Here is a 14,461-nt window from a genome sequence, read left to right as displayed (position 1 = left end):
CCCCCCTGCAAGCCCGCCGCCGGCTGAAGACAATACGGAGACCCCGGCACAATGAGTCGCCTCACCCTCACGATGGTGGTCAGCATGGTGTTCTTCGCCCTGCTGTTCACCCTGTGGCCGCAACTGGATCTCGCCACCAGCGCAGCCTTCTTCAGCGACGGCCATTTCAACGGCGAAAAAAGCGCGCTGGTGATGGCGCTTTATGGCGGCATTCCGGTGATGTCCAAGGCCATCATCATCAGCCTCTTCCTCGCCCTGTTCTTTTTCTGTTTCGTGCGTAGTGAAAAAGGACGCCGGCGGCGCGCCCAGGTGGGCTATCTGCTTGTCGCGCTGGCCCTGGGGCCGGGCTTGCTGATCGATGTGGTGCTGAAGGACAACTGGGGTCGCGCGCGGCCGGCCAAGGTCAGCGAGTTCGGCGGCCAGAGCCGCTTCACCCCGGCGATGGTGCCCGGCCGGGAATGCGACAACAACTGCTCCTTCGTCAGCGGTCATGCATCCGCCGGCTTCTACATCGTCAGCCTGGGCTTTCTCGGCGGCGCGCTTGCCCGGCGCCGGTGGACGCTGATCGGGCTGGTGGCAGGCGGTCTCTTCGGCCTTGCCCGCGTTTCGCAGGGCGGGCACTTCCTCAGCGACGTCGTGTTCAGCTTCTACGCCACCTGGTTCGCCGCCTGGTTCTCCTGGCTGCTATTCCGCTGGCTGGGCTGGCTGCCGGCAGACGGGCACAAAGAAAAAGCGGCCGCCTAGGACCTGCTCGGTCCAGGCGGCCGCCTTCCGGCAGGGTGCCCTCAGCGCGAGCCGGACGCGCTTCCTGCGGCGTGGGGCAGATCGACCACCTTCTTGTCCTCCACCCGGCGCTCCTTCGCCTCATCGTCCAGCCGGGAGAGCTGACCTTCCAGCCCGGCTCCGCACTCCATCTGCAGTTGGCGGTAACTGATGTTGCCTGACACCCTGGCGTTTGCCTGCAGCTCCAGAAAGTGATGCACCACCAGGTCGCCCTGGATGGTGCCGTTCACCACCGCGTCGTAGGTGCTGACCCGGCCCTTGATGCTGCCCTTGTCGCTCAACACCAGCAGGCCATTGCTGTCTTCCTTGTTCACCACGTTGCCTTCGATGCTGCCATCGACCCGCAGGCCGCCGGAGAAGACCACGTCGCCGACGATCTGCACGTTGTCGGCGATCAGGCTGGACAGTTTGGTGACTTCAATGGACTTGCTTTGCTTGCTCTGTTTCTTGCTGCCGAACATGCGCTGCCTCTCGACGATAGTTGGATATCGGTAATCGGTACTCAGCGGCGCTGCAGGCCGCCTTGGGATTTGTAGAAGCCAAGCTCGCTCTTCAGCTTGTCCGCCTCGCTGCTCAGGTCGGCGAGTTGCTTCTCCAGCTCGCCGCGGGTCGCGTGCTCCATCTGCACTTCAAGCTTGAGGCGCTCCACTTCTTCCCGCAGCTCGCTGTTCCGCTGCTCCAGTTCGGCGAGACGGATCGCGGGGGCCCACTTCTTCTCAAAATAGTGCACGCCGCCAGCGAGCAGCACAAAAAAAACAACGCAGATGCCAGTGATGGCCGCAATACGGCGGTAGCGGCGGCGCACCGAGAGCTCGAACGCCCCCGCGGTCAGGGAACGGGTGTGGGAACGGGAGCGGCGGGAAAAAAGCATCGCGCTCCCGGCTCAGGAACTGGCGAGATACAACTCGGGATTGGAATAGCGCCCGCCTTTCAGGACTTCGAAATGCAGGTGCGGCCCGGTGGAACGGCCTGTGGTTCCCACTGCGCCGATGCGCTGGCCCGGGGTAACCACCTCGCCCGCTTTGACCAGCAGCCGGGAGCAGTGGGCGTAGCGAGTGATCAGGTCGTTGCCGTGGTCGATCTCAACGGTGTAGCCATAATCATTGCGATAGCCGGAGTAGATCACCCGCCCGCCCGCGCTGGCGACGATGGGCGTGCCGGTGGGGGCGGGGAAATCCAGCCCGCTGTGGAATGCGGCACCGCGGTTGAACGGATCCATGCGGCGGCCGAAGGAAGAATTGCGCAGCGCGCCGGGCACCGGAATACGGCTGGGAAAAGTCATCAGCTGCAGGTTGCGCTCGTCCGCCGCACGGGAAATGGCGGCCAGCGTCGCGTTCATCCGCTCCAGATCCTGCTCCAGCAGGCTCAGGCCGCTGCCCTGGTCGTCGAAACCGCTGGAAGGCGCCGCGGCGGCAGGCTCGAGCACGTCTCCCAGCCGGGCACCGGTCAAGGGAATCAGGGGGCCGCCGGCGGGCGTGCCCGGCTTCGCCCCTTCATAGGCGCTAGGCGGAGGCAGTTCGCGGCTGTTCTGCGCCTCCTCGAACTCCTTGACCACGTCGATACGCCTGGCCAGGGTGAGCGCTTCGTTCTCTAGCCGCAGCAAGCGGCCGGACAACTCACCGACACGATCTATCAGCATGCGGCCTTCGGGCTGGTCGAACTTCAAGCCCATTGCCGGCGGTGGTTCGGGAGTCGCCTGGCGGCCGAGGCCCAGGCCGAGTGCGAATGCGCCTGCGGCAACCGCGAGCAGGCAAACCGAAACGATCCCCACGGTCGTGCGCAGGCTCAGCGTGCGGACCTTTGACTGGGCGAGCGTTCCAGCGGAAAGAATGACCAGTGCCATCCTCGTCCTCCGGTTCGTTCCGCACACGACCGGACACAAGTCGTTCAGCGCGGAAGGTGGAATTCGGCTGTCCGACCGGAAAAACGCGGCCAGCAGGCCGTCGTGTTCATTTGGTCAAACAGAAAAACCCCGAGAGTGTAGCACCTTTGACGAGGTCGACAGCCCACCGCCGTCAACGACCAACGGCGGCCCGCAGGCCGCCGTTCTGGCGAAGATCAGCCGCGGATCAGGCCTTGCCGTGCTTGGCGAGGCGCAGCCAGGTATCCACCACGGTATCCGGATTGAGGGAGATGGTCTGGATGCCTTCGTCCATCAACCACTCGGCGAAATCCGCATGGTCGGAGGGCCCCTGGCCGCAGATGCCCACGTACTTGCCCAGCTTGTTGGCCGACTGGATGGCCATGGACAGCAGCAATTTGACCGCCGGATCGCGTTCGTCGAAGGCATGCGCCACCAGGCCGGAGTCGCGATCCAGGCCCAGGGTGAGCTGGGTCAGGTCGTTGGAGCCGATGGAGAAGCCGTCGAAGTGCTGCAGGAACTGATCGGCCAGCAGGGCGTTGGACGGGATCTCGCACATCATGATGAGCTTGAGGTCGTTCACGCCGCGCTTCAGGCCGTGCTCCGCCAGCAGGTCCACCACGCCGGCCGCCTCTTCCAGGTTGCGCACGAAGGGGATCATGATCTGCACGTTGGTCAGGCCCAGCTCGTTGCGGACCTTCTTCATCGCCGCGCATTCCAACTCGAAGCAGTCGCGGAAGCTGTGGGCGATGTAGCGCGAGGCGCCGCGGAAGCCCAGCATCGGGTTCTCTTCCTCCGGCTCATAGATGTCGCCACCGAGCAGCTTGCGGTACTCGTTGGACTTGAAGTCCGACATGCGCACGATGACCGGCTTCGGATAGAAGGCGGCGGCGATGGTGGCCACGCCCTCGACCAGCTTCTCGATGAAGAACTGCTTGGGCGTCGCGTAGCCGCGGGAGCGGCGCTTGATCTCGTCGCGCAGGCTGGCCGGCACCTGGGAGAGCTCCAGGATAGCCTTCGGGTGGATGCCGATCATGTTGTTGATGACGAACTCCAGGCGCGCCAGGCCGACGCCGCCGTTGGGGATCTGCGCGAACTCGAAGGCGAGTTCCGGGTTGCCCACGTTCATCATGATCTTCACCGGGATGTCGGGCAGGTTGCCCATGTCGGTGGTGATGACCTCGAAGTCCAGCTTGCCGCGATAAACGTAGCCAGTGTCGCCTTCAGCGCAGGAGGCGGTGACGGACTCGCCCTCTTCCAGCACTTCGGTGGCGTTGCCGCAGCCGACGATGGCCGGAATGCCCAGCTCACGGGCGATGATGGCCGCGTGGCAGGTGCGGCCACCGCGGTTGGTGACGATGGCCGCGGCGCGTTTCATCACCGGCTCCCAATTCGGGTCGGTCATGTCGGTGACCAGGATGTCGCCCGGCTGCACGCGGTTCATCTCGGAAGCGTCGGCGACGATGCGGACGGTACCGGCACCGATCTTCTGGCCGATGGCGCGGCCATGGGCCAGCGCCTTACTGTACTGCTTGAGGCGGTACTTCTCCATCACCAGGCCGCTGTCCTGGCTCTTCACAGTTTCCGGGCGGGCCTGCAGGATGTACAGCTTGCCGTCCTCGCCGTCCTTGCCCCACTCGATGTCCATCGGGCGGCCGTAGTGCTGCTCGATGATCACCGCGTAGCGCGCCAGTTCCAGCACGTCTTCGTCGGTCAGGGAGAACCGGTTGCGGTCGGCTTCCGGCACGTCCACCGTGCGCACCGACTTGCCGGCCACCGCCTTGTCGGCGAAGACCATCTTGATCAGCTTGGAGCCCAGATTGCGGCGGACCACCGCCGGCTTGTCCAGCGCCAGCGTAGGCTTGTGGACGTAGAACTCGTCCGGGTTCACCGCGCCCTGCACCACGGTTTCGCCGAGACCGTAGGAGGCGGTAATGAAGACCACGTCCTTGAAACCGGATTCGGTATCGATGGTGAACATCACGCCGGAGGCGCCGGTGTCGGAACGCACCATGCGCTGCACGCCGGCGGAGAGGGCGACATCGGCGTGGGCGAAGTTCTTGTGCACCCGGTAGGCGATGGCGCGGTCGTTGTACAGCGACGCGAACACTTCCTTCATCGCGTGCAGGATGTTCTCGTAGCCGTGGATGTTCAGGAAGGTTTCCTGCTGGCCGGCGAAGGAGGCGTCCGGCAGGTCTTCCGCGGTGGCGGAGGAGCGGACGGCGAAACTGCCCTCGCCTTCGGAGGTGATCTGCTCGTAGGCGGTCTTGATCTCGGTTTCCAGCTTGGCCGGGAACGGAGTGTCCACGATCCACTGGCGGATCTGGGCGCCGGTACGGGCCAGCGCGTTCACATCGTCCACATCCAGCACGTCGAGCGCGGCGTTGATCCTATCCACCAGCCCCTCATGAGCCAGGAACTCGCGGTAGGCGTCCGCGGTGGTCGCGAAGCCGCCGGGAACCCGCACGCTGGAAGGTAGCTGGCTGATCATTTCACCCAGCGAGGCGTTCTTGCCGCCGACCTTGTCCACGTCGGACATACGGAGTTCGGTGAAGGGGATGACGTACTGGGTCATGGATGGCCTTCCGGAATTGTTGTGGAGAAAGCAAAATGCGATTTTAAGAGTTTTGCTGCTCTGCCGCATCGCAGGGTTTGCCCCAATACCGGATATTCCCTTCCGCCGAGACCCGAAAACCCATGAGCGACACCCCGATCCGCAGCGTCTTCTTCATCTCCGACGGCACCGGCATCACCGCCGAAACGCTGGGTCACAGCCTGCTCGCCCAGTTTCCCGAATCGCGCATGCGGCAGATCCGCATCCCTTTCGTGGACGACCTCGATAAGGCCATCGACTGCGCCAACCAGATCCGGGAAGCCCACGCCAGCGACGGCGCCCGCCCCATCGTCTTCAGCACGCTGGTCAATCCGGAGACGGTCGCCGCCCTGCGCAAGGCGGACGCTCTCTTCCTCGACCTGTTCGAGCGCTTCATCGGCCCGCTGGAAACCGAGCTCGGCCAGCGCTCCACCCATACAGTCGGCCGCTTCCACGGCATCGCCGACAGCATGGACTACAAGAACCGCATCGAGGCGATCAACTTCGCCATGGCCCACGACGACGGCGTTTCCTCCGAGGGCGAACTGGCCGAGGCGGACGTGATCCTGGTCGGCGTGTCCCGCTCCGGCAAGACACCGACCAGCCTCTACCTGGCGGTGCAGTTCGGCGTGAAGGCGGCCAACTACCCACTCATCCCGGAAGACTTCGACCGCAACAAGCTGCCGGGCGAACTCCATGTCTACCGCAACAAGCTCTTCGGCCTCAGCATCTCGCCGGAGCGCCTGTCGCAGATCCGCCAGGAGCGCCGCCCCAACAGCCGCTACGCCGCGCTGGACAACTGCCGCTACGAGATCGACGCGGCGCAGAAGCTCATGCGGCGGGAGAACATCCGCTGGCTGGACTCCACCACCAAGTCCATCGAAGAAATCTCGGCCACCATCCTGCAGAACGTGCGTCTCGTCCGACCTGTCTATTAAATATTGAAGCAGGGCCGGCGCAGGCGGAGAGAGGGGCGGTGGGCTAGAATATCGGCCCCCGTCCGCCCGGAGCCCAGGCTCCACCGGACATTCTCAGGACACGAGATGAAAAGAACGCGCCTCAAGCGCCGTGGCGGCCTAGGCCGCGACGCCGAACGACTCGCCTGGCTCGCCACAGGTCTCGCCGAATCCGGCTGCCGGGTGGAAGACCGCTACTGGGAACAGAACCTGGCCGCCGCCATCGACGAACTGCTGGAAGACAACGACGAAGAAACGCTGAACGCCGCGCTGGACCACCTCTACAGCACCGAGGCCAGCGCTTACGACGAACTCGCCGACCAGATCGAGTCGCGCGCCGAATCCGCCGCCCGGCTGTCCGCCGACCATGACGTGCTGCTGGTCGCGGCCCCCGTGCTGGCGTGGTCGCGCTACCGCATCCCCGCCACCGCCATCCCGCCGGCTGTGCTGGCCAACCTGCGCGTCCATCTGCAGGCCCACATCCTGGCCGACGGCGTACGCTTCTCGCTGGCCGACTTCCTGTTCAGCCCTGACCAACTGCCGCAGGGCTATTGCGGCACCGCCGCCTTCGCCCATGTCATCGGCGGCGCGGCCATGAATGGCCAGGACCTGCACATCGACACCGAAGGCATGCCGGAGACGGCCCAGTTCCTATCCGACACCCGCTACCTGCTGGCCGCGGTGGCCGTACCCAAGGGCCAGCCGCTGTTCCGCTGGCAGGAAGCCGATGGCAGCCGCGAGCAGGCGCTGAACCAGTGGCGCACCCAGGGCGGCGCCTGCCTCGCCCCACTGCTGCCCGGCTGCGCGCTGGAGGTCGTGCTGCCGGAAGCCTATTTCGCCGCCAGCCGCAGCGCCGACAAGGACAGCCGGCCGTATGCGGTGCGCGCCTCGGTGGCTTACCTCGGCACCGCGCTGGAAGCCCCGGCGGCCAATCTGCGGGCAGTCATCGCCCCATTCTGGGATCGCCACCTGGAGGAATACCGCGTCGGCCTCACCCTGCGCGACCGCGACGAGGTGGTGCATGGCGTGGTCTGGCCGCTGCTCGGCGCCGAGGACGAGAACAGCGACTGCGCCGCTCAGATCGAGGCGGTGCTGCGCGAATGCGGCGTCAGCGAGATCATCAACCTGGAGCACCGCTTCCCGCTCGAGTACTGCGATGACTGCGGCGCTCCCATGTACCCTTCGCCGGAAGGCGAGATCGTGCATGCCGAGATGCCGGAAGAGCAGGCTGAACAACTGCCGCGGCATCTGCACTGAGGCCTGCCGGGCCCGCGCGGGCCCTCAGTCGTTGCCGGCACCCCACACAGAGGAGACACCATGAGCCGCAAGATCAAGAAGAGCGACGCCGAATGGCGCGCCGCGCTCACCCCGATGCAATACCACGTGATGCGCGAGAAAGGTACCGAGCGTGCCTTCAGCGGTGAGTACTGGAACCGCTGGGACGACGGCACCTACACCTGCGCCAGCTGCGGCGCGCCGCTATTCCGCTCGGAGCACAAGTACGACGCCGGCTGCGGCTGGCCCAGCTTCTGGACTGCCGCCGAACCCCAGAACGTGGATACCGCCGACGACCACAGCCACTTCATGCACCGCACCGAGGTGCTGTGCCATGAGTGCGGCGCCCACCTCGGCCATGTGTTCGAGGATGGCCCTCAACCCACCGGCTTGCGCTACTGCATCAACTCCGCCTCCATCCACCTGGAAGCCGATGCCGAAAAGGCGCCGCCCGGGGAGACGGGCGAAGAACGCTGAACGGTTTCGATACCCGCTTTGGGCAGCCCCCCCTAAACCCGGCAAGCTGTCAGCCCGTTAATCCGCATGAATAGCCGGACGGAGAGGAAATCCGGCTAGTATCGGCAATCTCACTGCCGTACACCGGGAACAACAACAACAATTTGGGGGAGCAGCCATGACCTGGTTCAACGATCTGTCGCTACGTGGAAAGCTGCTTCTCAACTTCCTCGTATCCGGAACCCTCTTCATTGCCGCCATCATCATCTGCTACGTGCAGATCGGCAGGGTGGACGAGCTCGCCGGAGAAGTCGCCCGCAACTGGCTACCCTCGGTGCAGCAGGCAGCCAAGCTCAGCGAACTGCGCCTGCGCTACCGGGTACGCAGCCTGGAGTACCTGCTGGCGGCCCCGGCCGACAAAGCCAAGGTGGAAAAGGCGCTCGGCGAACTGGACGCCTCGGTCCAGGAGGCAGTGGACGGCTATACCCCGCTCATTGCCAGCGACGAAGACAGGCGGCTGATAGAAACTGTCCGCAGTACCGCGCGGGACTATGCCAAGGTGGTCAACACCGCCATCGAGCACGAGAAGGCCGGGCGCGAAAGCGAGGCGCTGCAGGTACAGCGCGAAAACTGGCTTCCTGCCGCCAACCGGGTCCGCGACGCCATAGAAGCCCTGGTGACGTACAACCGCCAGAATGCCGACGCAGCCACCGCCATGGGCTCCAACGCCGCCGCCCAGGCCCGGACCACCGCGATTGCGGCGCTGATCACCGGCACCGTCCTCGCCCTCGCCAGCTCCGTCTTCTTCGCCCGCCTCCTGAGCAACCGCCTTTCCCGCGTGGTTACCGCCGCGCAGCGCATCGCCTCCCGCGACCTGTCCGGCTCCGAGCTGCCGGCGCGCAGCCGCGACGAGATCGGCGCGCTGGTGGGCGCTGTCGGCGACATGCAGGCCGCGCTGCGCGAGACGCTGATCTCCACCCGGCAGGGTGCGGACGAGGTGTCCGGCGCGGCCCGCCAGCTCGGCGACGGGGTGTCGCAGATGGAGCAAAGCGTGGCGGTGCAGAGCGAAGCCGCCTCCGCCATCGCCGCCAACGTCGAGCAGCTCACCGTTTCCATCACCCATGTATCCGACAGCACCGGAGATGCGAGCCGGCTCGCCGCAGATGCCGGCAGGCAGGCGCTGGAAGGCCAGGGTACGGTGGACAAGCTGGTGGAGGAAATCGGCCGCGTCTCCAATGTGGTGCAGACGGCGGCGGAACGCATCGCTGGGCTGGAAACCGACTCGCAGCGCATCTCCAGCATCGTGCAGGTGATCAAGGAGATCGCCGAGCAGACCAATCTGCTGGCGCTCAACGCCGCCATCGAAGCGGCCCGCGCCGGCGAACATGGCCGGGGCTTCGCCGTCGTCGCCGACGAAGTGCGCAAGCTGTCCGAGCGCACCGCCGAATCCACCGGCGAGATCACCGAGATGGTCCGCGCCATCCAGGAATCCACCCGCCAGGTAGTGGCTGGCATCGGCGATGGCGTGGAAGCGGTGAGCAACAGCGTCAGCCATGCGGAACACACCGGGCGGACCATCACCGCGCTGCAGGACATTTCCCAGCAGGTCGCCAGCATCATCGGCGAACTGGACGTCGCCCTGCGGGAACAATCCGGCGCTTCCGCCGAGGTCGCCAAGCGGGTGGAGGAAATCGCCACCCATGCGGAAGAAACCGGTGCCGCCACCGCGGAGGCTTCTCGCTCCGCCCAGGCACTGACTCAGGTTGCCGATAGCATGCTGAGCACCGTCAGCCGTTTCCGGCTGTAGCCCAGCTCGGCTACGCCGGGCTATGGCTCGCGTGTGGCGATCGGCCCGGCTTCAAGCCAAGTTACTGGCGCGGGCTCAGGGCTCCAGCGCGCGCAAAGCCGCGGAAGCGAAGTTCCGCCGGCACAGCGCGATGGCAATGATCGAGGCCAGGCTAATGAAAAGCCAGGGCTGGATGAACAAGGCCGGCGCGGCGGCATCCGGCTCACCCCTCGCTTTCGAGCAGGAAATCCCGCACCACCGCGAGCTGCTCTTCGCTCATCAGCATGGGCGCATGGCCCACGCCGGCGAACTCCACCGTACGCGCGCAGGGGCCACGGCCAGCCATCGCCTGCAGCGTCGCCGGTTCCAGCAGGTCGGAGGCTGCGCCGCGTAGCGCCAGCGTGGGGCAAGCGATACGGTCGTACACCGACCAGAGGTCCACATCGGCAACCAGCGGCGTATTGCGGAAGGCATCGCCGATGCCGGGGTCATAGCACATGGTGTAGCCGCCCTCCACCTTCCGCACCGAATGCACGGTGAGATGGCGCCATTGCTCGTCGCTGAGCGCGCCGAAGGGCGCGCTGACTTCGCGGATGTAGGCTTCGGCCGCGGCCAGGGAATCAAAGCGCGGCGCCTTGCCCACGTACTGGCCGATACGCCGCAGCGAGGCGGCCGTCACCACCGGGCCAACGTCGTTGAGCACCAGCCGTTTCACCGGCGTATGCGGCTGGCTAGCAAGCAACATGCCGATGATACCGCCCATGGAAGTCCCCACCCAGTGCACTTCCTCCACGTCCAGCCTCGCCAGCAGAGTCACCATGTCACCAACGTACACCGGAAAACCGTAGTCCGCTTTCACTCCCAGCCAGTCGCTGCGGCCGCGGCCGGCCACGTCTGGACAGACGACGCGGTAGTGGCTGCAAAGCGCCCGCGCGAGATGGTCGAAATCGCGGCTGTTGCGCGTCAAGCCATGCACGCAGACCAACACCCGTGGATTGGTCGGGTCCCCCCATTCGACGTAGGCCATGCGATGCAGACCATGCGGCCCCAGGCACTGAACTTCGCGCTGGCGCGGCTCATCGGCGGACGGCAGCGAGGCCGGTGGCGGGTTGCGCAAGGGCTGGGGGGAATCGAACAGGCGACGCAGTGCGGAGATCAGGCTCATGGCAGCTCGGCGGTGGTCTGGATGACGGCCGAGTCTAGCAGCCGGCCGCGCCCGCCGGGCAAGCCCGGCATACCGTGCGTCCCGCGGCTCAGCGGCCGTGCCAGTAGCGCGGGCGCGACTCCCGCACCGCCTCCACCGCCAGGCCGTTGCGCCCCATGCGGGCGATCAGCCCGCCCTGCTCGTCGGTCCGCCAGTTGCGCGCGCCGGCTTCCTGCCAGCGCGCCCATACCGCCGGATGCGGATGGCCGTAGGGGTTTCGGTAGCCGCTGGAGAACAAGGCCGCTTCCGGCAACACGCTGTCGACGAAGCGTGCGGTGGAGGAGCTGCGGCTGCCGTGGTGGGCAACGACGATCAGCTCGCTCGCCAGCGTGTCGCCGAAGCGGCCCACCAGCATCGCCTCGGTGCGGGCCTCGATGTCGCCCACCAGCAGCGCCGAGCCGCCGGCGCCGCGGATGCGCAGCACACAGGAATCATCGTTGTTGCGCCGCGCCGGCGCCTGACCTGCCTGCGGATGCAGCACTTCGAAGGCCACGCCGTCCCAGGACCAGTTCATCCCGGCCGCGCAGCGGCGCAGGGGCAGCCCCGTCGTGGCCAGCAGCGGCAAGGTCTCCGAGGCCATTGCCGCGTCCACCTGCATGCCGGCCAGCACCGCCCCGGCACCGCCGATGTGGTCCATGTCGTCATGCGAGAGCAGCAGCAGGTCCAGCCGCTGCACCCCCAGCCCGGCGAGATAGGGCAGCACCACCCGGCTGCCGGCGTCCGCTGCCGGCCCGTAGGGCGGTCCGGCGTCGTAGAGCAGATCGTGCCGCGCCGTCTGCAGATGCACCGACAGACCGTTGCCCAGGTCCAGCACCGTCAGCCAGAACTCGCCCTCCTGCGGCCGCGCCGGCCGCCAGCTCAGCAAGGCGAACAGCACGGCAAGCGCCGCCAGCTTGCCACCGGCCCCACGGGGCAACAGCAGCACCGCGGTAGCCCCGGTGCCGGCCACGATCAAGGCCAGCGGCGGCACCGCCTGCTGCCACAGGGCCCAGGGCGACGCCGCCAGCCAGTTCACCGGAATCATGGTCATCGCCAGCAGCCAGTGCGCCAGATGCAGCAGGGCCTCCACTGGCAGCGCCGCGGCGAGCAAGGCCAGCGGCGTCACCAGGAAGCTGATTGCCGGGATCGCCACCGCATTCGCCAGCGGCGCCACCACCGAAAAGGACTGGAACAGTGCCAGCAGCGCCGGCAACAAGGTCAGCGTGATGCCCAGCTGCAGCCGGGTCGCCGCGCGCCAGCCGCCGCGTTTCACCCCCAATCGTCCGCTGGCCACCAGGAGAATGGTGGCCACCGCACCGAAGGACAGCCAGAAGCCCGGCGCCAGCACCGCCCATGGGTCCGCCAGCAGCACACCGAGCAAGGCCAGCGCCAGTACCCGGCTGGGTGCCACCTCCCGCCCCAGCATCCAGGCGACCGCCAGCACCGCGAGCATCACCAGCGCACGCTGCACCGGCAGCCCCAGGCCAGCCAGCAGGCCATAGGCCACGCCGCCCGCCAGCGCCGCCACCGCAGCCGCCTTGCGCGCCGGCAGCCGCAGCGCCAGCCAGGGCAAACGTCGCCACGCCAGCGCAACCGCGCTGCCGGCCAGCAGCGCGAACAAGGAGACATGCATGCCCGAGATCGCCACCAGATGGGTGATACCGGTGTTGCGGAAAACATCCCACTGCGCATTCGTGGTCTATGACATTAAAGTCCTGGTCTATGCCAATAAGTTCTGTTCTGGCAACTTTGTGACAATAAGTTCTGGTCCACTGCGGCTTTTTAGACGATCCGCCATGACATTAAAGTTCTGGTCCGCCCTGCTATGCGGTCGTTTTCACAAATTTCACACCTATCGGCAAAAAGAGCTTTTGGCTCGCAGTTACAGCAATCCCTGGACGGACGGCGAACAAATTCGACGCTTTGCTTAAATTTCAAGCAAAAACGCCGAATGATGACAATAAGTTCTGTTCCAGCTTCGAGCATGACATTAAAGTTCTGTTCCACGCCTGGATTGAACACTGTAACCACGATGGGTCCACGGAACCGCAGGCAGACATAACTCAGGATACGAGGATCTAACCCGCTGAGAATGATAGACTTATTGCCAAATAGCAAAGGTGGGCACAGTGCATAGAGATCAAATCCGGCTGGTTGAACTGCTGTCAAAGGAACTTGAAGAAGGAAACCTGGCCATTTTCGCTGGCGCAGGCTTCTCACGTGACGCGGGTTTCGTTGACTGGAAAACTCTACTAAAACCCATTGCCGAGGATCTTGACCTGGATGTCGAGAAAGAATGGGACTTGGTCACCCTTGCCCAGTACCACGCGAATGTGCATCAGGCCAATCGTGCGAAACTCAACCAGCTCTTGGTAACCGAGTTCTCAACGAATGTGGCGCCGACAGATAACCATCGGATCCTAGCGCGACTGCCAATAGAGACATTCTGGACAACCAACTACGACAACCTGATTGAATCAGCGCTGGAACATAACGGCAAAGTCGCCGATGTGAAATACACCGTAAAGCAACTTGCTGTCACAAGATCTAACCGTGACGCTGTGGTATACAAAATGCACGGTGATGCCACTCATCCTGCCGATGCGGTACTGATCCGCGACGATTACGAGCGATATCACATTAAGATGCAACCCTTCATCACTGCGCTCAGTGGTGACTTGGTGTCTAAGACGTTTCTATTTTTAGGGTTCAGCTTCACCGACCCCAACCTTGAATATATTCTTAGCCGTGTTCGCATTCACTATGGGCACGACCAACGGCAGCACCACTGCATACTTCGCAAAGCAAAACGGTATGACAATGAGAACCTAGCGGATTTCGAGTACCGTCAGCGGAAAGAGCAACTATTTGCGGGGGAGCTTCTGCGGGTTGGAATAAAGACGACCTATGTCGATGAATTCGAGGACATCAACGCGATCCTTAAGGCCGTCGAGCATAGGCACAAGAGGCGTACGGTATTTGTTTCTGGCGCCGCGCACGACTACTCACCTTGGAGCCAAGGCGAGGCGGAGCGTTTTGTATACGAATTAAGCCGGGAAATCAGCAAGGAGAAGTTTCGCGTCATATCTGGTTTCGGACTCGGGATTGGAAGTGCCGTCATCAGCGGCGTCCTTGAGCAAACCATCATGAACGGCGGGCGCTTGGATAGTGAGCAGCTTGTCCTTAGGCCGTTTCCACAAACTCAATCAGGTAATCGACCTCTGCCCGACTTGTGGCGGGAGTATCGTCGCACCATGCTTGACCACGCTGGCATAGCAATTTTTCTGTTCGGCAACAAGCTCGTTAACGGAGAGGTAGTAGAGTCGAATGGGATGCGTGAAGAATTTGACATTGCCATAGAAAAAGGTGTATTTGTCATTCCGATCGGTATTACTGGCTCCATAACCCGGAAGCTTTGGGAAGAAGTCCTACAGGCATTCAATGTGGCTACTCATCCCCGCGGCAACGATATTTTGCCGTTACTCCAAGCGCTTGGCGACGAAGAAACGGATCTGAATGAAGCCAAGAAAATAACTCTGCAACTTTTGAAGATTATTTAAGGATCGGT

Annotated in this window: 13 protein-coding genes; 7 read left to right on the top strand and 6 right to left on the bottom strand. The window is 64.3% G+C overall.

What is annotated here, in order from left to right; translation table 11 throughout:
- Positions 1 to 51: 51 nt before the first annotated feature.
- Positions 52 to 744 carry a phosphatase PAP2 family protein gene (locus GRF61_RS11405; protein ID WP_169150775.1) on the top strand — a complete coding sequence of 231 codons (693 nt, stop codon included), beginning with the start codon at positions 52 to 54 and terminating at the stop codon, positions 742 to 744.
- Between the two features lie 41 nt (positions 745 to 785).
- Here GRF61_RS11405 and GRF61_RS11400 read toward each other — a convergent pair whose 3' ends face one another.
- The 4 genes from GRF61_RS11400 to ppsA form a co-directional block, all read right to left on the bottom strand.
- Positions 786 to 1,244 carry a polymer-forming cytoskeletal protein gene (locus GRF61_RS11400; RefSeq protein WP_169150774.1) on the bottom strand — a complete coding sequence of 153 codons (459 nt, stop codon included), beginning with the start codon at positions 1,242 to 1,244 and terminating at the stop codon, positions 786 to 788.
- Positions 1,245 to 1,285: 41 nt separating this feature from the next.
- Positions 1,286 to 1,654, bottom strand: coding sequence for a hypothetical protein (locus tag GRF61_RS11395; RefSeq protein ID WP_169150773.1), 369 nt, complete (start codon positions 1,652 to 1,654; stop codon positions 1,286 to 1,288).
- 12 nt (positions 1,655 to 1,666) lie between these two features.
- Complete coding sequence (locus GRF61_RS11390) at positions 1,667 to 2,626, bottom strand: M23 family metallopeptidase (protein WP_169150772.1); 960 nt, start codon at positions 2,624 to 2,626, stop codon at positions 1,667 to 1,669.
- 226 nt (positions 2,627 to 2,852) lie between these two features.
- Entirely contained in the window at positions 2,853 to 5,219 is a 2,367-nt protein-coding gene (gene ppsA / locus GRF61_RS11385) for a phosphoenolpyruvate synthase (protein ID WP_169150771.1), read from the bottom strand.
- 122 nt (positions 5,220 to 5,341) lie between these two features.
- Here ppsA and GRF61_RS11380 point away from each other — a divergent pair, with 122 nt between their 5' ends.
- The 4 genes from GRF61_RS11380 to GRF61_RS11365 all read left to right on the top strand — a co-directional run bounded on the left by GRF61_RS11380 (position 5,342) and on the right by GRF61_RS11365 (position 9,731).
- A complete protein-coding gene (locus GRF61_RS11380; protein WP_169150770.1) occupies positions 5,342 to 6,175 on the top strand; it encodes a pyruvate, water dikinase regulatory protein in 834 nt (277 codons plus the stop codon).
- A gap of 105 nt (positions 6,176 to 6,280) precedes the next feature.
- Positions 6,281 to 7,450, top strand: a complete 1,170-nt coding sequence (locus tag GRF61_RS11375; protein ID WP_169150769.1) for a DUF2863 family protein — start codon at positions 6,281 to 6,283, stop codon at positions 7,448 to 7,450.
- Between the two features lie 60 nt (positions 7,451 to 7,510).
- Positions 7,511 to 7,945, top strand: a complete 435-nt coding sequence (msrB, locus tag GRF61_RS11370) for a peptide-methionine (R)-S-oxide reductase MsrB (protein WP_169150768.1) — start codon at positions 7,511 to 7,513, stop codon at positions 7,943 to 7,945.
- Positions 7,946 to 8,102: 157 nt separating this feature from the next.
- The gene (locus GRF61_RS11365; RefSeq protein WP_169150767.1) at positions 8,103 to 9,731 is read left to right on the top strand and encodes a methyl-accepting chemotaxis protein; all 1,629 of its coding nucleotides are present in this window, start codon (positions 8,103 to 8,105) and stop codon (positions 9,729 to 9,731) included.
- Positions 9,732 to 9,933: 202 nt separating this feature from the next.
- Here GRF61_RS11365 and GRF61_RS11360 read toward each other — a convergent pair whose 3' ends face one another.
- Complete coding sequence (locus GRF61_RS11360) at positions 9,934 to 10,875, bottom strand: alpha/beta hydrolase (protein ID WP_169150766.1); 942 nt, start codon at positions 10,873 to 10,875, stop codon at positions 9,934 to 9,936.
- Positions 10,876 to 10,963: 88 nt separating this feature from the next.
- Positions 10,964 to 12,526, bottom strand: coding sequence for a DNA internalization-related competence protein ComEC/Rec2 (locus GRF61_RS11355; RefSeq protein WP_248281203.1), 1,563 nt, complete (start codon positions 12,524 to 12,526; stop codon positions 10,964 to 10,966).
- On the opposite strand from GRF61_RS11355, the gene GRF61_RS11350 reads away from it, so the two are divergent.
- Together GRF61_RS11350 and GRF61_RS11345 are read left to right on the top strand one after the other, a co-directional pair.
- Entirely contained in the window at positions 12,525 to 12,824 is a 300-nt protein-coding gene (locus GRF61_RS11350) for a hypothetical protein (protein WP_169150765.1), read from the top strand. The genes GRF61_RS11355 and GRF61_RS11350 overlap by 2 nt on opposite strands.
- A 198-nt stretch (positions 12,825 to 13,022) precedes the next feature.
- A complete protein-coding gene (locus GRF61_RS11345) occupies positions 13,023 to 14,453 on the top strand; it encodes an SIR2 family protein (protein WP_211165905.1) in 1,431 nt (476 codons plus the stop codon).
- The last annotated feature ends 8 nt before the right edge of the window (positions 14,454 to 14,461 follow it).

It is taken from the genome of Azoarcus sp. TTM-91 (assembly GCF_012911025.1).
Taxonomy (GTDB): domain Bacteria; phylum Pseudomonadota; class Gammaproteobacteria; order Burkholderiales; family Rhodocyclaceae; genus Azoarcus.
This window is presented reverse-complemented; position numbering and strand designations above follow the sequence as displayed.